At 63.7% G+C, this 26,219-nt stretch carries 12 protein-coding genes; 11 read left to right on the top strand and 1 reads right to left on the bottom strand.

The genetic code is table 11. The features are described from left to right. The first annotated feature begins 2 nt into the window (after positions 1-2). The 8 genes from gspK (at position 3) to ACM6JM_RS11150 (ending at position 21,759) form a co-directional block, all read left to right on the top strand. Positions 3-956 (top strand): type II secretion system minor pseudopilin GspK, encoded by a 954-nt coding sequence (gene gspK / locus ACM6JM_RS11185; RefSeq protein ID WP_414881868.1) that lies wholly within the window; start codon positions 3-5, stop codon positions 954-956. Continuing rightward, the gene (gene gspL, locus ACM6JM_RS11180) at positions 953-2,098 is read left to right on the top strand and encodes a type II secretion system protein GspL (protein ID WP_414881867.1); all 1,146 of its coding nucleotides are present in this window, start codon (positions 953-955) and stop codon (positions 2,096-2,098) included. Before gspK ends, gspL begins: the two co-directional genes overlap by 4 nt. Next, complete coding sequence (gene gspM / locus ACM6JM_RS11175) at positions 2,091-2,636, top strand: type II secretion system protein GspM (protein WP_414881866.1); 546 nt, start codon at positions 2,091-2,093, stop codon at positions 2,634-2,636. The genes gspL and gspM overlap by 8 nt, the downstream gene beginning before the upstream one ends. Then, positions 2,633-4,984 carry a type II secretion system secretin GspD gene (gspD, locus tag ACM6JM_RS11170; RefSeq protein WP_414881865.1) on the top strand — a complete coding sequence of 784 codons (2,352 nt, stop codon included), beginning with the start codon at positions 2,633-2,635 and terminating at the stop codon, positions 4,982-4,984. Before gspM ends, gspD begins: the two co-directional genes overlap by 4 nt. Further along, entirely contained in the window at positions 4,981-6,387 is a 1,407-nt protein-coding gene (gspE, locus tag ACM6JM_RS11165; RefSeq protein ID WP_011334556.1) for a type II secretion system ATPase GspE, read from the top strand. The genes gspD and gspE overlap by 4 nt, the downstream gene beginning before the upstream one ends. Continuing rightward, positions 6,387-7,598, top strand: coding sequence for a type II secretion system inner membrane protein GspF (gene gspF, locus ACM6JM_RS11160; RefSeq protein ID WP_085654186.1), 1,212 nt, complete (start codon positions 6,387-6,389; stop codon positions 7,596-7,598). Before gspE ends, gspF begins: the two co-directional genes overlap by 1 nt. Positions 7,599-7,946: 348 nt before the next feature. Further along, positions 7,947-9,056, top strand: coding sequence for a substrate-binding domain-containing protein (locus tag ACM6JM_RS11155; RefSeq protein WP_039768903.1), 1,110 nt, complete (start codon positions 7,947-7,949; stop codon positions 9,054-9,056). A 190-nt stretch (positions 9,057-9,246) separates the two neighbouring features. Next, positions 9,247-21,759, top strand: a complete 12,513-nt coding sequence (locus ACM6JM_RS11150; protein ID WP_414881864.1) for a filamentous haemagglutinin family protein — start codon at positions 9,247-9,249, stop codon at positions 21,757-21,759. A gap of 64 nt (positions 21,760-21,823) precedes the next feature. Here ACM6JM_RS11150 and ACM6JM_RS11145 read toward each other — a convergent pair whose 3' ends face one another. Then, positions 21,824-22,771, bottom strand: coding sequence for a transporter (locus ACM6JM_RS11145; protein ID WP_414881863.1), 948 nt, complete (start codon positions 22,769-22,771; stop codon positions 21,824-21,826). 212 nt (positions 22,772-22,983) lie between these two features. On the opposite strand from ACM6JM_RS11145, the gene ACM6JM_RS11140 reads away from it, so the two are divergent. The 3 genes from ACM6JM_RS11140 to ACM6JM_RS11130 all read left to right on the top strand — a co-directional run bounded on the left by ACM6JM_RS11140 (position 22,984) and on the right by ACM6JM_RS11130 (position 26,163). Next, positions 22,984-24,021 (top strand): AraC family transcriptional regulator, encoded by a 1,038-nt coding sequence (locus ACM6JM_RS11140; RefSeq protein ID WP_414881862.1) that lies wholly within the window; start codon positions 22,984-22,986, stop codon positions 24,019-24,021. A gap of 276 nt (positions 24,022-24,297) precedes the next feature. After that, the gene (locus tag ACM6JM_RS11135; protein ID WP_085668241.1) at positions 24,298-25,185 is read left to right on the top strand and encodes a Dyp-type peroxidase; all 888 of its coding nucleotides are present in this window, start codon (positions 24,298-24,300) and stop codon (positions 25,183-25,185) included. Between the two features lie 9 nt (positions 25,186-25,194). Continuing rightward, positions 25,195-26,163: a Gfo/Idh/MocA family protein gene (locus ACM6JM_RS11130; RefSeq protein ID WP_414881861.1), complete on the top strand. Its 969-nt coding sequence runs from the start codon at positions 25,195-25,197 to the stop codon at positions 26,161-26,163. The last annotated feature ends 56 nt before the right edge of the window (positions 26,164-26,219 follow it).

Raw genomic sequence — 26,219 nt, 5'->3', positions numbered from 1 at the left:
TCATGAACAGCCAATCGAACCAGCAGGGGATGGCGATCATCAGTGCGCTGCTGATTGCGGCGGTGGTCGCGGTGATCGCTGCCGGCATGCTGACCCGCCAGAGCGTTTCGACCCGGGCGCTGGAAGCCGAACAACTGCGCGTGCAGGGCCGTTGGCTGTTGCACGGCGGGTTGGAGATTAGCCGGCAATTGTTGTGGGACGCACGGCAGCGCGATCCGTTGACCCGACTCGATCAACCCTGGGCGCAGCGGTTGAACACCGAGGGTTTCGAAGGGCGGCTGGAGGACGAGCAGGGCAAGTTCAACCTGCGCAATCTGGTGGCCAACGAGCGGATCGATGACGCCCAGGTGCAGGCGTTCGAGCGTTTGTGCGAGTTGATCGGTGTCAGCAGCGGCTTGAGCCGGCGCATCAGTCAGCGGGTGATCGGCTCGTATCCGCACCTGTTGAATGCCCAAGTGGTGGACAAGCCTGTGGCGAAAAACACCTTCGACAGCGGGCGCGCCACGTCGCCGTCCGCGTCGCGCAAACCGCAATCGCCGACCTTGCCGATGCTGCGCACGCTTGATGATTTGCGCAGTGTCGACGGGGTCAACGATGCGCTGTTGGCGAAAATGGCGCCGTACCTGACGGTGATTCCGGCGACCACCTGGGTCAACGGCAACACGGCCACGGCGCCGGTGTTGGCGGCTTATGTGCCGGGGCTGTCGCTGGAGCGGGCGCAGGCGTTGATCAATGAGCGTGACGCCGGGCGTTGGTTCATCAATCGTGGGGATTTCGTCAATCGCCTGCGACTGCCGCAATTGGAGATCACCAGCGTCAAGGTCGGCATCACCAGCGACTGGTTTCGGCTGCGCGGGCAGGCGCGGCGTGATCAGCGGCGGGTCAGCCTCGATGCGTTGCTGCATCGCAGTCAGGATCGTTTGCCGCAAGTGATCTGGTCGCGGGTGGGCGTATGAGCCAGTTGCGCGTGAGTTTGCCGCCGCTGGCGGAGCTGAGTCTCGACAGTGAAGTGGATTGTGTGTGGCTGGATCGTCAGGGGCAGGTCACACGGCAGGAGCGCGTGCGGCTCGGCGCACTGCCGAAGCAACCGCTGGTGTGTTTTCTGCACCCGTCGGACAGCCTGTTGGCGAGCATCGATCTTCCGCCGCTACCGGCAAACAAAACCGCTGCGGCGGTGCAATGTGCGGCGCAGGCCTTGATGCTCGGCGACAGCGCCGAGATGCACATCGCTCACAGCGCTCGTAATGAAAGCGGCCAGGTGCAGATTGCCTGGGTAGCACGCAAGGATTTGCAGCACCTCGGGCAATTCGGTTTGAACCTCAAAGGTCTGTACCCGGCGGCCTACAGTTTGCCGGTGATGGCCGGCGGCGTCGGCTGTCTGCACGACGAGCATCTGTTGCTGCGCCACGGCCCGAATGCGGCGCAGGTGCAGCCGATGATCGACGAAGCGTGGCTGCTGGAAACCGGTCTGCCGGCGCACTGGATCGGTGACGGCGCGCCTGAAGCGGTGCAATCGACATTGGCCGACACGCAACGTTGCTCCGGCCCGTTGCCGAACTGGGGCCTGCACGGTGGCCTCCAGCAACCGGGCACCGAACATCGAGGTTGGGGCAGGGCGCTCGGTTGCTGTGCGCTGGCGCTGGCGGTGTGGGTGATCGGTTTGAACCTGTACGCCGCGCGCGAGGCCGGGCAGGGCCAGCAGCTCAAGGCGCAGATGGCCCAGCGGGTAAAGCAGGCGTTTCCCGAGTTGCCGGTGATCCTCAATCCACTGCAACAGGCCCGTCAGCAAATCGCCGCTCGCCAGCAAGGTGCGACGGATGCGCCGGGGCAGGATTTCACGCGGCTGGTGTCGCAGGCCGGCAGTGGCATGCCGTCCATGGCGGGCACGGTGCAGCGTCTGGAGTTCGTCGACGGCGCGTTGCAACTGAGTCTGCTGCCCGAGGCCCGGCGTTCGGGCAACGACAAGGATTGGCAAGGCACGCTGGCCCAGGCCGGCATCAGCATCAGCCCGAATGACGACGGCTGGGTCCTGCGCCCGGCCGGCGAGGCGACCGCTGCCACCGACAACGACGATAGCAGCGGAGCCGAAGATGAATAGCCCATCGCTTGCGAAATACCGCGCCGGTTGGCAGCGCTTCAATGCTCAGTTGCAGGCCCGTTGGCAGCCCTTGGCGCTGCGGGAAAAACGCATGGTGGGTGGCATGGCGGCGCTGTTGCTGGGGCTGTTTGTGTGGGTGGCGTTGGTTCAGCCGCCGTTGAAGAAGATCGCCGCCTCGCAAGTCGAAACCCCGAAATTGCGCGCCCAGGCCGAAGCGCTGGAAGTGCTGTTGCGCGACGTCAGCGTGCGCCCGGACGGGCAGAACCTTGAGCAGTCGCTGCAACAGACCTTGCAAGCCTGCGGACTGGGCGGCCATTACCAATTGGCGGCCGCGTCCGCCGGCTGGCAGTTGACCTTTGACGCGGCACCGGCCGACGCCGTGCTCGACTGGCTGCTGAGCCAACCCCGGAATTTTTCACTGCAAGTGGTCGAGGCCCGTCTGCAACGCGCAGACGACGCGGCGACCGATGACACGGCCGGCACTCTGTCGGGCACCGTACGCATGGATCAGGCGCTGGGCGCTAAGGAAGCTTCATGAAGGGGTCAGGATCCAAACGCATGGCGTTGCCGATGCTGCTGATGGCATTGAGCGCGTGCAGCAACACCACACCACCGAATCAACCGCCGCTGCTGGTGGACAGCGAACTCGGCCGGCCGCTGGCCAACACCCAGCGCAGTGGCGACGCGGTGCTCGACCGCGAGCGGGCGCAGGCTCAGGTCAAACCGGCGCCGAAGCAATTGCACAACATCACCGAACGCGCCCGCAGCGGCGGTTCGGCGCGGGGCACGACGTTGCCGGCCAATCCGCTGGGCGATCAACCGGTGACGCTGAATTTTGTCGACGCGGATATTCAAGCGGTGGTGCGGGCGTTGTCGCGTTCCACCGGCCAGCAGTTTCTGGTGGATCCACGGGTCAAGGGCAACCTGACGCTGGTCTCCGAAGGTCAGGTGCCGGCGCATCAGGCTTACGACATGTTGTTGGCGGCGCTGCGCATGCAGGGTTTCAGCGTGGTGGACGTCGGCGGCGTGGCGCAGGTGGTGCCGGAGGCCGACGCCAAGTTGCTCGGCGGACCGATTTACAGCGCCGACAAACCGGCCGGCAACGGCATGCTCACTCGCACGTTCCGCCTGCAATACGAGAACGCGGTGAACCTGATCCCGGTGCTGCGCCCGATCGTGTCGCCGAACAACCCGATCAACGCCTATCCTGGCAACAACACCATCGTCGTCACCGACTACGCCGAGAACCTCACGCGGGTCGCACAACTGATTCAGGGCATCGACACGCCGAGCGCCATCGACACCGACGTGGTGCAGATCCAGAACGGCATCGCCGCCGACATCGCGCCAATGGTCGCCGACCTGCTCGACGCACCGGGCAACGATCCAACGCAGAAAATCGCGGTGATCGGCGACCCGCGTTCCAACACCATCATCATCCGCGCCGGCAGCCCCGAGCGCACGGAGCTGGCGCGCAACCTGATCTACAAACTCGACAACGCCCAGAGCAATCCGAGCAATCTGCATGTGGTTTATCTGCGCAACGCCCAGGCCGGCAAACTGGCCCAGGCCTTGCGCGGTTTGTTGACCGGCGAGAGCGACAGCGGCACCAGCGACAATGCGCGTTCGGTGCTCAGCACCATGGGCAGCTCCACCAACTCGGGTGGTGGGCAGAACGGCCAGAGCGGTACGCAAACCAACGGCAGCACGTCGACCACCAACAGCGGCAGCACCGGCGGCAGTTACGCTCAGGGCAGCAGCGCCACCAGCGGCAGCGGCAATGCGCAAAGCAGCGAACAGAACGTTGCCTTCAGCGCTGGCGGTGTGACCATTCAGGCGGATGCGACCACCAACACCTTGCTGATTTCCGCGCCGGAACCGCTGTACCGCAACCTGCGCGAAGTCATCGATCTGCTCGACCAGCGCCGTGCGCAAGTGGTGATCGAAAGCCTGATCGTCGAAGTCGGCGAGGACGATGCCAGCGAATTCGGCGTGCAATGGCAGACCGGCAACCTCGGCGGCAAAGGCGTGATCGGCGGCGCCAACCTTGGCGGTTCGGGGATCAACGTCAACGGCAAGACCAGCCTCGATGTGCTGCCGCAAGGCCTGAACCTCGGCTACGTCAACGGCACCGTCGATATTCCCGGCATCGGCAAGATCCTCGACCTGAAAGTGCTGGCCCGGGCGCTGAAGAGCAAGGGCGGCACCAATGTGTTGTCGACGCCGAACCTGCTGACCCTGGACAACGAAGCGGCGAGCATTTTCGTCGGCCAGACTATCCCGTTTGTCAGCGGCAGCTACGTCACCGGCGGCGGGGGCACCAGCAACAACCCGTTCCAGACCGTGACCCGTGAAGAGGTCGGTTTGAAGCTCAACGTGCGGCCGCAGATTTCCGAGGGCGGCACGGTCAAGCTCGACATCTATCAGGAAGTCAGCAGCATCGACGAGCGCGCCTCGGCGGCGGCCAACTCGGCGGGGATCGTCACCAGCAAACGCGCGCTCGACACCAGCATCCTGCTCGATGACGGGCAGATCATGGTGCTTGGCGGTCTGCTGCAGGACGGCTACAGCCAGAGCAATGACGCGGTGCCATGGTTGTCGAACATTCCGGGGTTGGGCGCGCTGTTTCGCAACGAACGCCGCTCGATCACCAAGACCAATTTGATGGTGTTCCTGCGCCCGTACATCATCCGCGACAGCGCGGCGGGGCGCAGCATCACGCTGAACCGCTACGACTTCATGCGCCGCGCCCAAGGCGGTCTGCAACCGGAGCGCAGCTGGGCGATGCCGGACATGCAGGCGCCGCAATTGCCGGCCACCGCCCAAGGCGTACCGGCACCGGTGTCCGGCCCGCGCGCGACGATCAAAGCGGTGCCGCTGCAATGAGCGCATTGCCTTACGCCTGGGCCAAGGCGCAGCGGATTCTGCTGCGTGACGGCGTGCTGACGGTGTGCCCGTCGACGCCAGGTTGGTCGATCAGCGAAGTGCGCCGGCAGTTCGGCGCGGCCAGGCTGGAGCGGGTGCGCGACGACGAACTCGACGGCTTGCTCGCCACGGCCTATGCCGACACCGGCAGTGCGGCGGCGGTGGTCGGTGCGGCGGAAAACGAAGTCGACCTCGACCGCCTGATGCAGGACATGCCGGAAATCACCGACCTGCTCGACACCCAGGACGGCGCGCCGGTGATCCGCATGATCAACGCCTTGCTCACGCAGGCGGCGCGGGATGAGGCCAGTGACATTCACATCGAACCGTTCGAAACCCATTCGGTGGTGCGCTACCGGGTCGACGGCACGCTGCGCGACGTGGTGTCGCCGCGCAAGGCGTTGCACGGTGCGCTGGTGTCGCGGATCAAGATCATGGCGCAGCTCGATATCGCTGAAAAACGCCTGCCGCAGGACGGCCGCATTGCGTTGCGCGTAGCGGGGCGGCCGATTGATATTCGCGTCTCCACCGTGCCCACCGGTCATGGCGAGCGAGTGGTGATGCGTCTGCTGGACAAGCAGGCCGGGCGCCTGCATCTGGAAACCTTGGGCATGGATGCGCAGGTGCTGGCCAAACTCGATCACCTGATCCGCCAGCCCCACGGCATCGTGCTGGTTACCGGCCCGACCGGTAGCGGCAAAACCACCAGTCTTTATGCGGCGCTGGCACGGCTTGATGCGAGCACCAGCAACATCCTCACCGTGGAAGACCCGGTGGAATACGACCTGCCGGGCATCAGCCAGATTCAGGTCAACGCGAAGATCGACATGACTTTTGCATTGGCATTGCGGGCGATTCTGCGGCAGGACCCGGACATCATCATGATCGGCGAGATCCGCGACCTCGAAACCGCGCAGATTGCGGTGCAGGCTTCGCTGACCGGTCACCTGGTGCTCGCGACCCTGCACACCAACGACGCGGTGTCGGCGGTCAACCGCTTGATCGACATGGGCGTCGAACCGTTTCTGCTGGCCTCGTCGATGCTCGGCGTGTTGGCCCAGCGGTTGGTGCGGCGCCTGTGCAATCAGTGCAAACAGGAAGACCCGGCCACGCCCGGCACCTGGCGCCCCGTGGGCTGTGCGGCGTGCAATCACACCGGTTATAGCGGCCGAACCGGCATTCACGAATTGTTCTGCATCGACGACGACATCCGCACCCTGATTCACCAAGGGGCAGGGGAGCAGGCGTTGCGTGCGGCCGCGAGCAAGGCCGGGATGTTCAGCCTGCGCGAGGACGGCGAGCGCTGGATTCGCAGCGGTGCCACGGCGCCGGAAGAAATCCTTCGTGTGACACGGGACGCCTGATGAATCGCTATCGTTTTGAAGCCGCCGATGCCAGCGGCAAGATCGAATCCGGGCATCTGGAGGCGGAGAGTCAGGGCGCGGCGTTTGGCGTGTTGCGCGGTCGTGGCCTGACGGCGTTGTCGGTGGAGAAGGAGAGCAACGTCTCACAGCACGGCGGCGGTGGATTGTTCAGCGCCAGGCTCTCGGATAACGATCTGGCGTGGGCCACGCGGCAACTGTCGAGTCTGCTCGGCGCCAGCCTGCCGCTTGAAGCTGCGTTGAGCGCCACGGTCGAGCAGGCCGAGAAAAAGCACATCGCCCACACCCTCAGCGCCGTACGCGCCGATGTGCGCAGCGGCATGCGCCTGGCCGAAGCGCTGGCGGCGCGGCCACGGGATTTTCCGGAGATTTACCGGGCGCTGATTGCGGCGGGCGAGGAGTCCGGTGATCTGGCGCAGGTGATGGAGCGGCTGGCGGATTACATCGAGGAACGCAACAACCTGCGCGGCAAGATTCTCACCGCGTTCATCTATCCGGGTGTGGTCGGGCTGGTGTCGATCGGCATCGTGATTTTCCTGCTCAGCTACGTGGTACCGCAGGTGGTCAGCGCGTTTTCCCAGGCGCGGCAGGATCTGCCGGGGCTGACTTTGGCGATGCTCAATGCCAGTGATTTCATCCGGGCGTGGGGCTGGTTGTGCGCAGGCGTCATGGCGGGTGCGTTCTGGAGCTGGCGTCTGTATTTGCGCAACCCCGCGGCGCGTTTGAGTTGGCATCATCGGGTGCTGAAGCTGCCGCTGATCGGGCGCTTTGTGCTGGGGCTGAACACCGCCCGGTTCGCCTCCACGCTGGCGATTCTCGGCGGCGCCGGGGTGCCTTTGTTGCGCGCGTTGGAGGCGGCACGGCAGACCTTGTCGAATGATCGTCTGAGCCTGAGCGTCAATGAGGCCACCGCCAAGGTCCGGGAGGGCGTCAACCTGGCGGCAGCGCTGAAAGTGGAGAACGTGTTCCCGCCTGTGCTGATTCACCTGATCGCCAGCGGCGAGAAAACCGGTGCGTTGCCGCCGATGCTCGAACGTGCTGCACAAACCTTGTCCCGCGATATCGAGCGCCGAGCGATGGGTATGACCGCGTTGCTTGAGCCGCTGATGATCGTGGTGATGGGCGGGGTGGTGTTGGTGATCGTGATGGCGGTGTTGTTGCCGATCATTGAGATCAATCAGTTGGTGCAGTAGTTTTTTCAACTTTTTTTACCGGCGTCTGATCTCACCCGAGCGCCAAAAACAGCATCCTCGGGTTCTCCTTTCTGTCATCTGCAACGGCCCTTCAAGGGCTGTGGCCGATTCCCTCGAAAAGCTTGCCGCAGACACTCCGAACAACCCCCGGAACACCCGAGAAAATCCCTCGCAAACCACCTCGCACCTCCCGAGGTTTTTTCCTTTATCTGTCACCGGAAACTGCGAATTTCTCAGTGCGACTTAACCCCGGACCCCGCTTGCGAAGGTCGGCGGTGAGTCTTCCCAGTGTCATGCAAGACCCCTGAAAACCTGTGTTCACAACCAACGTTGAAAAGGAGATTCTTCATGTTCAAGCGCACTCTGATCGCAGCTTCCCTGACCGTCGCTGCCCTGGCTTCCGCCCAGGCCATGGCCGCCAACGTTACCGGTGGTGGCGCGACTCTGCCTGCCGCTCTGTACAAAGGCTCTAGCAACAGCATCCTGCCAACCAACTTCAGCTACGTGGGTACCGGTAGCGGCACCGGCAAGACCGCTTTCCTGACCAACAACTCGGCACTGTTCAGCACCACCGGTTCGGTTCACTTCGCCGGTAGCGACTCGATCCTCAGCGCTTCGGAAATCAGCACCTACAACGCCAACTTCGGCGCTTCGTACGGCCCGCTGATCCAGCTGCCTTCGGTGGCCACTTCGGTTGCCATCCCTTACAAAAAATCCGGTCAGACCGCTCTGAACCTGACCAGCGCTCAGCTGTGCGATGCCTTCTCCGGCGCCAAAGCCACCTGGGGCGAGCTGCTGGGCACTTCCGACACCACGCCGATCCGCGTTGTTTATCGCAACGTTTCCAGCGGCACTTCGGAAATCCTGACTCGTCACCTGAACTCGATCTGCCCGACCAAGTTCGCCACCAACTCCACATTCACCAGCGCTCGTCTGCCAGCCGGTTCGACCCTGCCTTCGAACTGGGTAGGCGTTGCCGGTACTGCTGACGTGGCCACTCAGGTCAACGCTGTTGACGGCTCCATCGGTTACGTCGGTCCGGACGGTGTGAACGCCGCCAGCAACGCAGTGGTTGCTCGCGTCAACGGCGTACAGCCAACCACCGCCAACGTTTCGCTGGCACTGGGTTCGGCTGCTCTGCCAACCACCCCTTCGAACCCTTCGCAGTGGGTACCGGTCGTTCCTAACCCAGCCAGCGGTTACCCGATCGTGGCTTACACCAACTTCATCTTCGGCCAGTGCTACAAGGACGCAGCCGTGGCCGCTGATGTCAAAGCCTTCCTGACCACTCACTACAGCAACCCGGGCAACAACGCTGCCACCATCGCTCACAGCTTCACTCCGGTTCCAACCAACTGGAAAGCGGCTGTGACTGCCAACTTCGTCACCAACACCTCGGGCAACAACCTGGACATCAACAACGCCAGCGTCTGCAACGCTGTCGGTCGTCCTTTGTAAGCCTCGTTTCACGGCAATGAAATGGCAGCAGCCTTCGGGCTGCTGCCATTTTTTTTGGCCGATCTACTCCTCATTCATGAAGTTTGTGTGACATCTGTTCAGTCGCGGCCCCCGCCAACCGCCTATGTCGTAACAGCAGGGGCAAGCCGACCTGCGGCCTCGTGTGGCAAACAAAAAGGATCTCGTAGTGATGCTCGCTCGCCCATCCCGTCGCAGTACCCGTGTTCAGCCTCAGCAGCGCATGGTCGCCGATCCGGCGCTGTGGTTGCTCAAGCCCCTGGCGCAGGCGATTGCCTTGTGCCTGGTGGCGGGCAGTGCCGAGGCGGCGACCACCTTCAGCTCGGGATGGTTTGCCGCCAAGGGCGCGGCGCAACAGGCCGCCGCAGCGCGCCCGAGCGTCGGCGGATTGCCGGGGATGACGCCGCCGCTGGCGCAGCAGCAAAAGGCCAACCAGCAGTTGCAGCGTTCGATTCAAACGCTGAACAACACGGTGGCCGCTATTGCCGCCCAACAGGCAGCGCAGGCGGCCGGTCGTGCGGCGGCACTGGGCACGGTGCAGTTTGTGCCTGACGGTCTGGGCGAGGGCGGCATGAAGGTCGACAACAGCCTCACGCAGGGTTGGCAGAACGCCAAAGGCCCGCAGCAGACTCAGGCCGACGGCAAGACCACGGTGAAGATCGAGCAGACCGCCGACAAGGCGATCCTCAACTGGGAGACCTTCAACGTCGGACGCAACACCACGGTCGACTTCGCCCAACAGTCGAACTGGGCGGTGCTCAACCGGGTCAACGATCCGAATGCGCGGGCCAGCCAGATTCAGGGCCAGATCAAGGGCAACGGCACGGTGATGCTGATCAACCGCAACGGCATCGTCTTCAGCGGCACCAGCCAGGTCAACGTGCGCAACCTGGTCGCGGCGGCAGCCAACATTACTGATATTCAGTTCCGCGATCGCGGCCTGTATTTCGACAGCACCGGCAGTCAGCCGACGTTCACCGAGGCGGCCGGCAAAGTGCTGGTGGAGCGCGGTGCGTCCATCGAAACGGCGCGGCCGGCCAAATCCACCGATGCCGGCGGCTATGCCTTGCTGCTCGGCAGCGAAGTGCAGAACGACGGCAGTATCAACACCGCCAAGGGCCAGACCGTGCTCGGTGCAGGCGATCGCTTTTACATTCGCAAAGGCTCGGGCACTGAAGGCAACGCCTTCTCCACGACGTTCGGCAACGAAGTCACGCCGGGCTTCAAGACCGGCAGTGCTGCCGGCAAGGTCAGCAACAACGGCCTGATTCAGGCCGCGACCGGCGACATCACCCTGACCGGCCACGAGGTCGTACAAAACGGCGTGTTGCTGGCCAGCACCTCGGTCGCCACTCGCGGCACGATCCATTTGCTCAACCCGGCGACCGACGCTCAGGGCAGCGTGACGCTGGGGCAGGGCAGCGCGACGGCGATCCTGCTTGACAGCAGTGACCTGACGGCCCTCGACAGTCAGCATCAGGCGGCGCTGACCGGCGTTACACCGAACAACCGGATTCGCAGCGATCAGTCGCGCATTGATATCCAGAGCGGTGGCAGCGTCGAGTTCCAGAACGGTTCGATCACCCTGGCCACGGGCGGCCAGGTTGCAGTGGCGGCGCAGCGTCGCAGTCTGGTGCGAGACGGCGCATTGATCGATGTCTCCGGTGCCATCGGCGTGAAAGTCGCGATGGAATCCAACAGCATCAAGATCAACGTCCAGGGCAACGAGCAGCGCGATGCTTCGGTCAATCGCGATAAAGGTGCGCTCAACAGCAATGACATCTGGGTCGATGTGCGCGAACTGGTCTACGTGCCGGCCGGCACCAACGGTTACGCCACGGATCGCTGGTACACGGCGGGCGGTCTGCTGGAGGTCGGCGGCTATCTCGGCACCCAGGGCCACAGCATCGGCGAGTGGATGGCTCAGGGCGGCATGGTGAGTTTCGCCGGCAATGACGTGGTGACCGAGAAGGGCTCGCTGATCAATCTGTCCGGCGGCACGCTGGATGTACAAAGCGGCGAGATTCGCCAGAGCTGGCTGCGTGGGGCCGACGGGCGCCTGTATGAAGTCTCCAAAGCGCCTGGGGATCTGCTCTACACCGGACTGTACAAGGGCTATGAAGACAGCAGTGAGCGCTGGGGCCAGACGAGTTATTACTACAACCCGTTGATTGCGCCGTCCAGTCGTCGGGAATCGGGTTACACCGTGGGTCGCGATGCCGGGCAACTGGTGATCGGCACCCGCAACGCTGTGCTCGAAGGACAAATGCTTGGCGAGGTTTATCAGGGCGAACGCCAGACCCAGGCACCGCGTGCGGTACTCGATGGCTATGCACAGAGTCAGACGGCGCTGGCGCGGCGCGGGCAGTTGATTGTCGGCAGTTACGACCCGGCGTACGTGGCGGCGTCCGGTGGTTTGCTCTATGGGCTCAATCCGTTGTTCGATCAGGTGCAGATCGGCGGCGAGCGGCCGGCTGAAGGCAATGATCGGGATCTGACCGGCGCCGTATCCGATGCGCGCGACGGCAAGCTGTTTCTCGATGCCGGGCAACTCAGCGACTGGCAACTGGGCGCACTGAAAGTGGCGGCCAAAGAACGGATCGACGTGCAAGGTGCCGTCACCGTCGACAATGGCGGCGACATCACCCTTTACGGGCCGGACGTGCAGGTCAGCGCAAACCTGACCGCGCGTGGCGGCAGCCTGCATCTGGGCAATGTGCTCAATCAGCTCAACACCGATCGCCTCACCGACACCCGGCTCGTCGCACCGACCGGCAAGGCCACCCGCGTGAGCGTGGCTGAAGGGGCACAACTGGACACGCGCGGTCTGTGGAGCAACCTGCGCACCAACCCGGATGATGCCGCGAGCCTGGCGTATCTGGACGGTGGCGTGGTGTCGATACGCAGTAGCGGCGACATCGAAATCGGTGCGGGCAGTCTGCTGGACGTGTCTTCCGGCGGAGCGATTCTGGCCAACGGCAAGACTCGCGGTGGCAAGGGTGGTGATGTGACGCTGGAGTCCAGCGCCTTGTCCGCGCCGGGTGACAGCCACCTGACCCTGGACGGCCAACTGCGCGGTTACGGTGTTTCCGGCGGTGGCCGACTGCTGATACAGGCGGGCGACATCCTCATCGGCCAGTCCGATAAACCCCTCGTCAACAACACATTGCATCTGCAACCGGATCTGTTCGACAAAGGCTTCTCTGACTACAGCCTTATCGGCCTCAATCGCCTCGACGTGGCGGACAACACCCGCGTTGAAGTGTTGATGCCGGTCTACCGTTTTGGTGACACGGCCGCGAATCAGGTCAGTGGCATCGCGCCAGGGCAGGCGCTGGAGTTGTGGACGCCGACGCTTTATCAGGAAAACCCGCTCAAGGCGCAACTGACCCAGCGTGTCGGCGCCAGCCTGGCTTTGCAGGCCGGTTCCAGCGAGATAGCTCTGGTCGATCCGACCCGCAACTCCCTGACTCTTGGCCAGGGCTCGCGGATCAGTGTCGATCCGGGGCAGCGCATCAATCTGCGCAGCGCCGGTCAGCTCACGGTCGATGGCCAGTTGAATGCCTGGGGCGGCACAATCGATATCCGCCAGCAGCAGTTCGGTTCGATCAATGTCGCCGATTCCTCGCAGACGGCGGACAAGCAAATCCACAACCGTTCCATCTGGATCGGCGAGCACGCGGTGCTGGATGTGGCCGGTCGCGTGGCCACCGGCATCGATGCGCTGGGAAGGGTGTATGGCCAGGTCGGCAAGGGCGGCTCGATCATCATCGGTGGTGAAACCGATGCGAAGAAAGCCACGGCCACGTCGGCCGATGCTTATGTGATTGTGCGAAGCGGTGCGCGACTGGAGGCTTCCGGCGCACAGGCGATGTTGGATATCGCCGGGCAGGGACCGACGCTGGTTGCCACGGATGGTGGACGAATTTCGCTGAGTTCCTACAACGGCCTGTTCATCGAAGGCGGCCTGCGTGCGGCGGCCGGTGGTGCCGGGGCGGCGGGTGGGCGATTGGACATTGCCCTGGAGACGCCGAGTTATCTGCGCAGCGATGCGAGCAACGCTGTTCGCGTGCCGCGCGAAATCGTCATCGGCCAGGACGCCGGCCCGTCGCTGTTGCCGGGCAGTCTGCAAGCGGGTGAAGCCGCCCCTGCGTTGCAATACGGACGTGCCCGTCTGGGCGCCGATCAGTTGATGTCCGGCGGGTTCGACAACCTGAGCGTGCTGAGCAACGGTCTGCTGTCGTTCGACGGCAACGTCGATCTGCACATGAATCAAAGCCTGAGCCTGTATGCCGGGGCCTTGTCGCTGGCCGACAGTTCGCAAAGCAATGCACGGATCAATCTGTCTGCGCCTTACGTGCGTCTGTCGGGTACGGGCAAGTATTCCGAGGCTCCCGGGGATATCCGGCCACGGGTGATGAACAATCCGACCACCGAAGTGGCGCCGGCACACTTCACCGCCACGGCAGATCTGCTGGATCTGGGCAACAGTCTGTCGTTCGGCACGGCCGGGGCAATCGTGCAGCTCGGCGGCCCGGCGCTGGAAGTCGGGCGGCGGGGTTTTGAACAGGTCACGCTCGACAGCCGAGGCGATCTGCGCTTTCTGGCGCCCACCGGCAACGTCGAGAAAACCGAACTCTGGACGCCGGGCGACCTGAACCTGCGTGCCGCGCAGATCTACCCCGCCAGTGATGTCACCGCCGAGGTGCGGGTGGGTTATCAGAGTGTCCAGCGTGACGCCAATCCTGAGCGGACACTGCGAATCAGCAGTTCCGGGGCCGCGCCTGCCGCGTTGCCTTACTCGGTCTTCGGCAACCTGACGCTGGCCGCTGCCCATATCGAGCAGGGCGGGGTGATCCGTGCGCCGCTGGGCATGATCAATCTGGGTGACAACCTGGTCCTCAACACCCAGACATTGCAGCTGTTGCCAGGCAGCATCACTTCGGCCAGCGCCGCCGGGCTGGTCATGCCTTATGGCGGTACCACCGACGGCATCGACTATCGCTACAACGGCAAGTCCGTGCTGCTTCGAGGGATCACCGCCGAAACCGCTGGCGTGACGCTCACCTCGAAGTACGTCGATGTGCAAGGCGGTGCGTTGATCGACCTGTCGGGTGGCGGTGATTTGCGCGGTGCCGGTTTCGTATCCGGGCGTGGCGGTTCCACCGATGCCCGCTACAACCCGCTGGTGCGCAATGCCAGTGATGGCACCTTCAGCCTGCCGGGCCTGGCCAGCAACCCGGTGTATGCCATCGTGCCGGGGAATCAGAGTGCTTATGCGCCGATGCTCGCCGAGGCGGGGGCGGTCGATCCGCGCATCGGCCAGCAGATCACCCTCGGGGCGGGCGTGCCGGGGCTGGCGGCGGGCACCTATACGTTGCTGCCCTCGACCTTTGCGCTGTTGCCGGGTGCCTTCCGGGTCGAGGTCAATGGCCAGGCGGCAGCGGGTGCAACCAACGCTGCACTGCCGCTGCGCAATGGTTCGTGGACGGGTTCGGGGCGGATGTCGATTGCCAATACCGGCCTGCGTGACAGCCTGGCGAGCCAGGTTATCCTGACATCCGCCGCCGTGCTGCGCCGTTACTCGCAGTACAACGAGACCTCTTTCAGTCAGTTCATCCAGAGCGATGCGACGCGCCGGGGCGTGCCACGGGCATTGGCGCCCATGGACGGCAAATCCCTGAGACTGAATCTGTCCCAGGGCGCCGCACCGGGTAACGCGCTGGATTTCAACGGTCAGGCGCTGTTCCAGCCCGCCACGGGAGGCGTCGTCGGGACGGCCGTGTTGCACGGCGCGCCCAACTTCGAAATTCTCGGCGCGGGACATTCGAGCACTGAAGGTTTTGCAGGTGTGTCGCTGTATGCCGGCAGCCTCAACGCGCTCAATGCCGGCCGCTTGACCCTCGGCGCGCAACCGACGATCGATTACAACACGTCGGGCAACATCATCGCGTTCAGCGGCGATACCTCAACGATTACCCTGCGTGAAGGTGCCGTGTTGTCGGCACCCGAAGTGCTGCTGCGCACCACCCGGACCGATGGCGGCATCAGCCTCGAAGCCGGCTCGGGCATCAACACGTTGGGGCGTGGCAATGCACCTTATGATTCCAGCACCGGCTTCATCTACAAACCGGGTGCGGCGGGGTTGCTGGTGGTGTCGAACGGCTGGACCAATGTGCTGGCGCCAGAAGTGTCGGTCAGGACATCCGGCGCGGGTAACATTCTCATTGGCAGTTGCCCGACGACAACGTGCAACAACCCGACGCTGCTCTATTCCAACGGCAGCATAACCGCCGCCACTGACAAGCAATTCGAACTCGACGAAGCGGTACGCTTCGGCACCCGTCATCTGACGCTGGCCGTGGGCTCGGTCAATGCCGGCAGTGCCGAGGCCTTGAGCGCCGCCGGCAACCGGGTGCCGACCGGTCTGACGCTGAACCAGAATGTCTTGAACCGCCTGTTGCGGGGCGATACACAGTTCGGCGCACCGGCGCTGGAAACCCTGAGCCTGACCAGCCGCGATGCGTTCAATTTTTACGGCAGTGTCAGCCTCGATACGCTGGACCCGCAGACGGGCATCAGCAAACTGCAAAACCTGATACTCAGCACTCCGGCCATTTACGGCCTGGGCGAAAGCGGCGACGTGGCGTCCATTCGCACCGCCAATCTGATCTGGAACGGTGCGACTCAGGATCCGGGGTCGGTGATCACGGGCGGCGCCGGCACTGGCCAGGGCACGTTCGATATTCAGGCGCAACGGATCGAGTTCGGCTACGGCCCCAATCCGCAGGCCAGCGGTCTGGACCAGAACAAACGTCTGGTATTGGGTTTTGCAGACGTCAACCTCTCTGCCAGTGATCGCATCACCGCCAACCACAAGGGCAGCCTGGCGGTGTACCAGACGCAGGGTGTTTTTGATCCGGTCAACGGTTATGTCTACAGCGGCGGCAATCTCACGCTGCGTACGCCGTTGCTGACGGGGGAGTCGGGCTCGGTCAACCTGCTCAAGGCCGGAAACAATCTGACCCTGACGGGTGCCGGTACAGCGGCTGTCGCCAATGCGCTGGGAGCCGAATTGACCCTCGATGCGCGCAATGTCCTGCTGGACAGTCGCATCGCCCTGGCCAGCGGCAAACTGGTGGTCAAGTCCGAGGACGATCTGACCCTCGCCAGTGGCGCGTATCTGGACATGGCGGGTCGCACCTTGCCGTTCAACGATGTGAACAAGTACAGCTGGGGCGGCGATGTGGCGCTGTACAGCCGCGACGGCAACATTCGTCAGGCGGCGGGTTCGCGAATCGATCTGTCGGCGCAGAACAATCAGGCCGGTAACCTGAGTGCCGTGGCCCTGGCCGCCGATGCCGGCATGGTCGATCTGCAAGGCGATATCCTCGGTGCGAGCAGCGGCTATTACGATGCCGGCGGCACGCTGGTGCCTTACAAGGCCGGTGGCGTGGATATCCGCGCGCAGCACCTGAATGGCGATGCGAGCCAGCAATTCGCGGCTCTCAATCAGCGCTTGAATGCGGGGCAGGTTTTCGGCAGCCGCAGCTTGCAGCTCAAGCAAGGCGATCTGCTGATCGGCGACGGGCTCAAGGCGGGTGAGGTCAATGTGTCGGTGGACAACGGCAGGCTGACGGTGGCGGGTCTGATCGATGCCAGCGGCGAGCGGGTCGGCAGTATTCGCCTGTCGGCGCAAAACGGCCTGACCCTGGCAGGCAATGCGGTGCTTGACGCCCATGGTCGTGTGCTGCGGGTCGACAGCTACGGCAAGATCATCGACGCACCGAACCGGGCGATGGTCGAACTCAACTCCGGACAAGGCGTGCTGACCCTCGGCGCCGGTGCGCGCATCGATTTGCGCCATGGCACCGAGGCCGTTCTCGGTACTCTGCCGGGGCAGTCCGACGGATTGCTGCGCGGTACGCTGGAGCTGAACGCGCCGCGTCTGGGGACGGGTGACATTGCCATCGATGCCGGCGGTGCGCTGAGTATTCAGGGAGCCCGCTCGATTGGCCTCAACGCCACGCGCCGCTATACCGATGCCAGCGACGGCACGGACCCGGCGGCCAGTGGACGCCCATATCAGGTAATCGATCAGGCGTACCTCGATCGCATCCACGGCGACAGCACGGCGTTCATCAACGCGGCGCTGGCCAACGGCAACTTGCTGAACAACAAACTGGCCGGCCTGAACAACGCCACTTATGCCGACGCCTTCCATCTACGGCCTGGGGTCGAGATCGCCAGTAAAACCGCCGACGGTGATCTGGTGGTGCAGGGTGATGTGGACCTGTCCGGTTACCGCTACGCCAGCCTGAATCCGCACACGCAGAAGACTTCGGTATACGGCTCGGGCGAGGCGGGTAGCCTGGTGATCCGTGCGGGCGGTAACCTCGATATCCACGGCAGCCTCAACGACGGTTTCGCACCGCCGCCGGAGACCGTGGACGATGCCGGCTGGAAATTGCTGCCGGGGATTCAGCCGTTCGGCGGCGATCTGATCGTGCCGGGGGCGGGCGTTACGCTCGCGGACGGTACGGTGTTCCCGGTCGGCGCCACGTTGAACTACGACCTCCCGTTGCAAGCGACGACGCTGGCCAGCGGCACACTGTTGCCGACCGAGGCGACGCTGGCGGCGCCTTACACCTTCGGCGCCGGCACGGTGCTTGCCGGCTCGGTTCGCGATGCTTCGGGCAACGTGCTGTATGCCGCCGGCACGCTGCTCATCGACAGCGTGACTTTGCCCGCGGGCAGCCGGTTGGGAGCGGGTATCCGCTTGAATGACGCAACAGCGTTGCAAGCCCTGCGCTGGCCCAAAGGCGTGCCGCTGCCGGGCAGCGTCGAGGCCGGCGACAACGGGATCAAGGGTGTGCGCCTGAGCGGTTCATTGGCCCTGTTGCGCGGCTCGCTGATTCCGTCGATGACCAATGTCGTACTGGCGGACGGTACGGCGTTCATCGAATTGCGGCCATTGACCGGCACGACCCAGGGGCGCAATTGGGCGGTCGCCAGCATGTTGCCGGCCGACAGCGCGTCGTGGTCGATGCGCGTGGTGGCGGGGGCCGATCTGAGCGCCGCGGACAGCCGGGCGATCAAGCCGGTGTCCAGCGATGGCCATCTGCGCCTGGCCGACACCCATTACGGTCTGACCGTGACAGAAAAACCACCGACCCTGGTCTGGGGCGAGGGCAACCTGGGCGGCTTCACGCCGGGCGACCCCGTCCCCGAGGATCAAATGATGTGGTGCGACTGGGCGCCGAACTCCTGTGTGCCGGCCCCGCGCTGGGTCTGGGCGCCGGACAACTGGATGGGCATGCCGCCTGGCTCGCCGATGACCGACGATGATGTACTCGCCTGGTGTGGTGCATTCCCGGAACTGTGCGTGGAGAACAAACCGGGTACCACCGTAAAGACCCACACACAGATGTTCAGCGTGCTGCGGACCGGCACCGGCGATCTGGACGTGCTCGCCGCCGGCGATCTGAGCATGGATTCGCCGTACGGCGTGTATACCGCCGGCACTCAGTCGCAAGACATCGACCCGCGCTTCAATCAGCCTCGCGGAAAACTGTCGGACAACGGCTCGGTGCTGGGCAGTGCCGGCGGCGACTACGAAAAATGGGTCAGTGGCAGTGACAGCCTGTATCAGGCCTGGTACCCGCAAATGGGCGGCAACCTGACCATCAATGCCGGCGGCTCGATATCGGGCGATGTACTGGGGCGTCGCGGCTTGTCGCAAAACATGGACACCCGTGAGCAGGTTCCGAGTGTGGCCGTGGGCAACTGGCTCTGGCGTCAGGGCACCGGCAACAGTGATGTGCCGACCGCGTGGTGGATCAACTTCGGCAGCTATGCGACGCAACCGTTGCCGGATCAGAGTGTTGATACCGGCCCGTACCTGGTCGGTTTCACCGGTTTCGGCACCTTGGGCGGCGGCAATATCAGCCTGCGCGCCGGGGGCGATGCCGGCATGCTCAAGGCGATGGGCGACGCTAACAAGACCAACCTTTATCCACGCGGGCAGGGGCTGGTCGTGGCGGTCGGCAGCACCGGGCGCGTGGGCAGCGATCGCAGCCTGCAATTGACCGGTGGCGGCGACATGGACATCCGCATTGGCGGATCGGTGAACCCGTCATTGCAGGCCCGGGCCGGAGAGAACGGCATCGGTGTCGCACAACACGACCTGCAAGGTGCATTGATCAACCTGCGCGGTGCCGCGCGACTGGCCGGCGGCGCGCTGGGCGGGATCAATCTGCAATATGGCGCCGCAGCCTCGACCCAGGATCCTCGTGAAGTGCGCCCGTTCGACCCGTTCACGTCCACGATGGGCAGCGCCTCCGGTGGGCTGGTGCTGATTCCGGGGGATTCGGGGATGAGCCTCAGCACGCGCGGCGATCTGGTGTTGGGCGGGGCGGCGGACCCGGGTCGGGTGCGGCTGCAGAACTCCACGCCGTTCACCACGGACGACGGTGTCGTCCATGAGGGGGGCGGCTTGACGGGCTTCTCGTTGTGGACCGATCACACCGCCATCGACCTGTTTTCGGCGGGAGGCAACCTGACACCGAGCACCCAACTGGGTGAAGTCACCGGTCAGGGCCCTGTCACCGGCCGCAATACGTCGCCTACCGACGGACGCTTCGTGTACCCGTCGATCCTGCGGGCGGTGGCGGCGCAAGGTTCGATTTATGCCGGGCCTTCAGCGGTCTACAGCCAGGGCAGTGGAACGGTGCCGGCAACCGGGTATTCGCTGCTGCTGGCACCCTCCAGCACCGGGCAACTGGAGTTGCTGGCGCAGGACTCGATTTACGCGGGTGGCTATGCGATCAATCAGTCGGGCGCAAGTCCGCTGTCCATCGCCACACCGTTCGCGCCGGCCTTCAACGGGTACGGCAACAACACGTCGGCCACGCCGATCATGAGCAATCGCAACAGCGACGGGGTTTTGCCGGACAAGAATCTGCGCTATCCGTTATTCGCTTTCGGCGCCAACAGCTACTCGGGCTTGAGCGACGTCCAGACACCGGCGCGGTTCTACGCCTTGACCGGCGATCTGGTGGGCGTTCGCAGCGGTGAAACGCTGACGTTCAGCCTGTCGAAACGTACCTGGTACGAAGCCGCAGGCCCTGTCTGGATGCTGGCCGGGCGCGATATCGTGGCGTCCGGTACTTTCCTGGGCAGCCCAACGACCGTGCCTGGTGCCGAGATGGGCATAACACCGACAGAAAGCATCACCTCGACCGGCAACCTGTTCGTGCATGACGACCCAAGGGACGTGTCGCGGGTATCGGCAGGGCGGGACATCCTCTACAGCAGCTTCGACATCGCGGGCCCCGGCGTCCTGGATATCAATGCCGGGCGCAATATCCTGATGGAAGACCGCGCCAGCATCACCAGCCTTGGCTCATTGGTGGCCGGTGATCAGCGGTCGGGCGCCAGTGTGGTGTTGCAGGCCGGTGTGGGCGCGCAGGGGCCGGATTATTCGCGGTTCATCGCCCGGTACCTGAACCCGCAGTACCTCGCGGACCCGAACGCATCCCTCAACGGGCAACCGGGCAAAGTGGTCAAGACCTACCTCGACGAGCTGCAGAGCTGGCTGACCCTCGGCTACGGCTTCAGTGGCAACGCAGAGCAGGCGCAAGCGTTCTTCGCCGCACTGCCGAGTACCGAGCAGGCGATCTTCGCCCGGCAGGTGTACTTCGCCGAACTGCGAGCCGGTGGTCTTGAATACAACGATGTCGACGGCCCGCGCAAAGGCAGTTACCTGCGTGGTCGCAACGCTATTGCTTCGCTGTTCCCGACCACTGATGTGGCCGGCAATCCGATCCGTTACGACGGCGACATCACCCTCTACGGTGGTGCCGGGGTCAAGACATTGTTCGGTGGCGATATCCAGATGCTCACGCCGGGCGGTGGTCAGGTGTTCGGCATCGAGGGTGCCGCGCCGCCGTCCACGGCAGGGATCATCACCCAGGGTTCGGGCAACATTCAGCTTTATTCCCAAGGCAGTATTTTGCTGGGGCAGAGCCGGATCATGACCACGTTTGGCGGCTCGATCCTTGGCTGGTCTGCCGAGGGCGACATCAACGCCGGTCGCGGCTCGAAAACCACCGTGGTCTACACCCCGCCGAAACGTGTGTACGACACCTGGGGCAACGTGACCCTGTCGCCATCGGTGCCGAGCACCGGCGCCGGTATCGCCACACTCAACCCGATTGCCGAAGTGGCGCCGGGGGACATCGACCTGATCGCGCCGCTGGGCACGATCGATGCGGGCGAGGCGGGGATTCGCGTCTCGGGCAACGTCAACATCGCCGCGCTGACGGTGGTCAACGCCGCCAACATTTCAGTGCAGGGCAAGGCGACCGGCGTGCCGGTGGTGTCGGCGGTCAACACCGGCGCAATCACTTCGGCCAGTTCCGCTGCTTCGTCGGCCACCCAGGCGGCGGAAGACGTCGCCCGTCAACAACAAGCCGCCTCGCGCCAGAATCAGGCCTCGGTGTTCACCGTGCAGGTGCTCAGCTTCGGCAACGAACAACTGGCCCCGACCCGCGATGGTGCCAGCCGTGCGCCGACACCGGGTTACAACCCCAACAGCCCGGTGCAGGTGCTGGGCGCCGGGGCGCTGGATGAACAGGCGAAACAGCAGCTGACCGAAGAGGAGCGGGGACAGCTGACGTTGTAAAGGACTCTCGTGTAGTACGCTTCGGGCGGCCGTTTGGCCGCCCTTTTTTTTTCGGTTCTTTTATTTAAAAAGCATACGGAATACTCACCTTCGCCCACAACATTTCCCCCTCTGGCCGGTTCTCCACGTCGAATTCTTTGGCCCAGCGGATCTCGGCGCTGGCGTACTTGAGGAAGGTGAAGTGCAGCGCCGGGCCGATGGCGAAGACCTTGCCGCGTACGCCGTCGTTCACGTCTTCGCCGGCGAACTGCACGGTGTGGCCGAACTGTTTGTCGTCGGTGGTCTGCTTGAGGAAATAGCCATTGATGCCGAGCATCAGGTCGTCGGTGATCTTGTAGCTGGCCGAGTAATCGAAGTGGAAGATCTGCCCGGACTTGTAGTCGGTGTCCTTGTTCTTCTCGTTGAAGCTGTAGGTGGTCTTCATCGACACCTCGGTGCGCTCGGTCGGCAACCAGGTGAAGGAAAACAGCGGCTTGTAGGTGTAGAAATTGTTGCTGGTGTTGGCCAGCCGATCGACGCTGTATTCGCCGGTGGGCACGGTGATTTCCACGGCGGCGCCGAGGGTCAGGTCCTTGCCCATGTCCCACAGGATGATCGGTGCGATGGTGGTATCGCCCATGCCTTCGCGGGTGTCGCTCAGGCCGAACACCGAGACTTCCTGCTTGAGCCACGGCTGGGCGATGTAACCGGCCAGGCGTCCGCCGAAAATCCGCACCGGGCTCAGATAATCGAGACGCGGGATGACGGCGGTGGATTCGATCTCGACATTCGGCACTTTGCCGCCGAACGAGCTGATGTTGAGCTTCCGAGCCTTGTAGTGGTTGTAGTAGAGGTTGAAGGCGACCATGTTCTCCGGAAGGCTGTCGACCTCCAGCGGCAGCATGAAAAAACCGTCGGTGCCGGGGCCGATGTTGTCGACGCCGGCTTCGGTGGCCAGCACCGGCAGGGTCGCGGCGCAGCCGAGCAGGCTCAGCGCCAGTCGCACAGGGAATGTCGCGCGGTTCGGGGTCATGTCCGTCCTCATTATTATTGTGTTTTGGGCGCAACGCCGGCACGCAGGGTGCCCGGCTACGATAGAAATAAGCCCTTGGCGCACGACAGGGCAGGGTATTGGCGGACACGGATGGGGGCTTCTGCGGACACTTCGTCAACCCTGTGCTAACTTCCTTCGACATAACCGGTAACAAAAATAACAATTCAGCGTGATCCGGAATGTCAGCCCCCATGAACGTAAAAGTCCAAGACCCGACCTTCGAACTGGCGCTGGTGTCGCCGTTTCTCCTGCAAACCCTGGCCGAAGTCGCCGCCAACAAGGGCATCGAGCCGCAGAGCCTGTGCCGTGGCCTGGGTTTTGATTTCGAAGACCTGCAGGATCCGGCGCAGCGGATTTCCTACCGACAGGCCGTGGCCATGATCCAGCGGGGGCTTAAAGCTTTGCCCAATCAGGGGCTGGGCCTGTGGGTGGGCGCGCAGAACGTGCTCGGTACGCTGGGGCTGCTGGGGCACGTACTGTCGCTGTGCAAGACCTTGCGCGATGCGTTCGACATTGGCGTTCGGCATCAGCACACCTCCGGCGGGATCGTCGTTTCCAGCGTCGATGTGGTGGGCGATCAGGTCTACGTCGACGTTGAGTGCCGGCTGCCGTTTGCCGAGGTGCAGGTGTTTGCCGTTGAAGAGTTTTTCGCCAGCCTGCTGGTCTATGGCCGGGCGCTGGTGGGCGAGACGTTCAAGCCGATTGCCGTGGAGTTCATGCACGCCGCGCCGGATTACGTTGATGAATACCGCCGTCTGCTGGGGCCGGAGGTGCGCTTCGGTTGCCTGCACAATCGGATGTTGATCGACGTGCAATGGCTGGATGTGAATTTGCCCAATCATCATTCGCTGGCGCTGCGTCAGGCGGTCAAACTGCTGGAGCTGGAAGCGGCGCAGGTTCATCAGAAACTTGATCTGATCCAGGCCGTGGAGCGGGCGATTGCGCGGGATCTGAGCCGGGGCAGTCACATTGAAAAGATTGCCGGTGACTTGAACATGAGCAGCCGGACTTTGCGTCGGCGGCTGACTGAACATTCGTTGACGTTCGAGGCGCTGCTGGAGCAGGTGCGGCAGGCGCGAACCATGAGTTTGCTGGCCAATCCTGATATGCCGATCGAGCGGATTACCGAGGAGGTCGGCTACAGCGACGTGCGCAGTTTTCGCCGGGCGTTCAAGCGTTGGACGGGGAAGAGTCCGAGTGCGTGGCGCATGGAGAGTTCTGTGATTTGACTTGAGACCGATACCCCTCACCCCAGCCCTCTCCCGGAGGGAGAGGGGGCCGACCGAGGTGTCTGGCGTTATACATCGACCTGAAAGGTTTGTGTCGATTATGGATTCCCAGGTGTTTTTTCAGGTCGCAATCCATCTTAAATATTCCCGGATCGGCTCCCTCTCCCTCCGGGAGAGGGCTGGGGTGAGGGCGCTTTTGACGTTATCCAACCCATTTCAATCCCCCACAAACCCTCCGCCTACAGTTAAACTCCGCGCTCTTTCCAAGGAGTCGACATGAGTTACTACCAGCCGGGCATTCTCGCCACCCCTGTTCCGCCGCAAGCACGTCACCTGTTTTTCGCTCTCGAGTCGGTTGAAGCGCTGCCGCAGGCGATCGACAACCTGCTGAACCTGGTGGATGGCAAGTCGGCGGTGGTCGGTTTCGGTGAATCCCTGGCCAAGGCCCTGAATGTGCACATCGACGGCTTGCGCAGCTTCCCGGCGCTGACCGGCGTTGGCGTGGAAAACCCGTCGACCCAGCACGCCCTGTGGGTCTGGCTGCACGGCGTCGACCGTGGCGAGCTGCTCAACCGCAGCACTGCGCTTGAGGCCGCCCTGGCCCCGGCGCTGCGTCTGGTGCAGATGCAGGAAGCTTTCCGCCACAAGGACGGCCATGACCTCACCGGTTATGAAGACGGTACCGAAAACCCCCATGACGAAGCCGCCATCGCCGCCGCACTGCAAAGTGAAGGCGCTGACGGTCTGGTCGGTGGCAGCTTCGCTGCGATCCAGCAGTGGCAGCACGACCTCAAGGGTTTCCATGCGCTGTCCGCTGAAGACAAGGACAACATCATGGGCCGTCGCCTGAGCGACAACGAAGAGATCGACGACGCCCCGGTGTCCGCTCACGTCAAACGCACCGCCCAGGAAAGCTTCGCCCCGGAAGCCTTCGTCGTGCGTCGTTCGATGCCGTGGATCGAAGGCGATCGCGCCGGCCTGATGTTCCTCGCGTTCGGTTTCTCCCTTGATGCCTTCGAAGCGCAACTGCGCCGCATGAGCGGTCTGGAAGACGGTGTCACCGACGGTCTGTACCGCATCAGCCGGCCGATCACCGGCGGCTACTACTGGTGCCCGCCGCTGCAAAACGGCCACCTCGACCTGCGCGCACTGCGCATCGGCTGAGGCGCAAGCATGCACGTGGTGCGTTGGGGCATGATCGGTTGCGGCAGCGTCGCTGAACGCAAGAGCGGGCCGGCCTTCTACAAGGCCCCCGGCTCGGCGTTGGTGGCCGTCATGGGGCGACGCCTCGAAGCGGTGACCGATTACGCCGCGCGCCACGGCATCGCCCGGACGTACACCGACGTCGATGCCCTGATCAACGACCCCGAGGTGGACGCGGTGTACATCGCCACGCCACCCGACAGTCACCACGCCTACAGCCTGAAAGTCGCCGCCGCCGGCAAGCATTGCTGCGTGGAAAAACCCATGGCGCTCAATGCCGGGCAAAGTCGCGAAATGCAGCAGGTGTTTGCCGACGCCGGCTTGCACCTGTTCGTCTCCTATTACCGCCGTTCATTGCCGCGCTTCCAGCAGGTTCGGCAATGGCTGGAACAGGGGCGCATCGGTGAGGTGCGGCATTTGAGCTGGACGCTGACCAAGGCGCCATCGCCCAAGGATCTGGACGGTAGCGCAAACTGGCGCACCGATCCGGCGGTGGCCGGTGGCGGGTACTTCGCGGATCTGGCCAGCCATGGTTTTGACCTGTTCCAGTACCTGCTTGGCGACATCGTTGAAGTCGCCGGCTTCACCGCACGCCAGGCTGGGTTGTATGCGGCGGAAGATGCGGTCAGCGCCAGTTGGCGATTCGCCTCGGGTGCGTTGGGCATGGGCTGCTGGAGCTTTGTTGCGGACCGGCGCGAGGATCGGGTCGAGATCATCGGCAGCCAAGGGCGGATCGGGTTTTCGGTGTTCGATGAGCATCCGGTCGAGCTGCATGCCGAAGAGGGCATCAGCCTGGAAATCCCCCATCACGAACACATCCAGTGGCACCACGTGCTGGGCATGAACGCGCAGATTCGCGGTGAGTCCCGGCACCCGGCTGTCGCCGCAGAGGCCCTGAAGACCGATTGGGTCATGGATCAGATCCTCAAGCGCCACTGAAGGCGCATCTAAGGTTATGCCCAAACAATATTTCTCAAGCTTGTCATAACGTCTCT

The organism is Pseudomonas sp. IT-P2 (assembly GCF_949767575.1).
Lineage (GTDB): Bacteria > Pseudomonadota > Gammaproteobacteria > Pseudomonadales > Pseudomonadaceae > Aquipseudomonas > Aquipseudomonas pharyngis.
The sequence above is the reverse complement of the archived record's forward strand: the minus strand, read 5'-3'. Positions and strand labels throughout refer to the sequence as shown.

What these genes read in the sequence shown, in the direction of transcription:
- gspM (WP_414881866.1), top strand. Translation starts at nt 2,091, where the DNA reads ATGAATAGCCCATCGCTTGCGAAATACCGCGCCGGTTGGCAGCGCTTC.
- ACM6JM_RS11135 (WP_085668241.1), top strand. Translation starts at nt 24,298, where the DNA reads ATGAGTTACTACCAGCCGGGCATTCTCGCCACCCCTGTTCCGCCGCAA.
- gspD (WP_414881865.1), top strand. Translation starts at nt 2,633, where the DNA reads ATGAAGGGGTCAGGATCCAAACGCATGGCGTTGCCGATGCTGCTGATG.
- gspK (WP_414881868.1), top strand. Translation starts at nt 3, where the DNA reads ATGAACAGCCAATCGAACCAGCAGGGGATGGCGATCATCAGTGCGCTG.
- ACM6JM_RS11145 (WP_414881863.1), bottom strand. Translation starts at nt 22,771, where the DNA reads ATGACCCCGAACCGCGCGACATTCCCTGTGCGACTGGCGCTGAGCCTG.
- ACM6JM_RS11140 (WP_414881862.1), top strand. Translation starts at nt 22,984, where the DNA reads ATGAACGTAAAAGTCCAAGACCCGACCTTCGAACTGGCGCTGGTGTCG.
- gspL (WP_414881867.1), top strand. Translation starts at nt 953, where the DNA reads ATGAGCCAGTTGCGCGTGAGTTTGCCGCCGCTGGCGGAGCTGAGTCTC.
- gspE (WP_011334556.1), top strand. Translation starts at nt 4,981, where the DNA reads ATGAGCGCATTGCCTTACGCCTGGGCCAAGGCGCAGCGGATTCTGCTG.
- ACM6JM_RS11155 (WP_039768903.1), top strand. Translation starts at nt 7,947, where the DNA reads ATGTTCAAGCGCACTCTGATCGCAGCTTCCCTGACCGTCGCTGCCCTG.
- ACM6JM_RS11150 (WP_414881864.1), top strand. Translation starts at nt 9,247, where the DNA reads ATGCTCGCTCGCCCATCCCGTCGCAGTACCCGTGTTCAGCCTCAGCAG.
- ACM6JM_RS11130 (WP_414881861.1), top strand. Translation starts at nt 25,195, where the DNA reads ATGCACGTGGTGCGTTGGGGCATGATCGGTTGCGGCAGCGTCGCTGAA.
- gspF (WP_085654186.1), top strand. Translation starts at nt 6,387, where the DNA reads ATGAATCGCTATCGTTTTGAAGCCGCCGATGCCAGCGGCAAGATCGAA.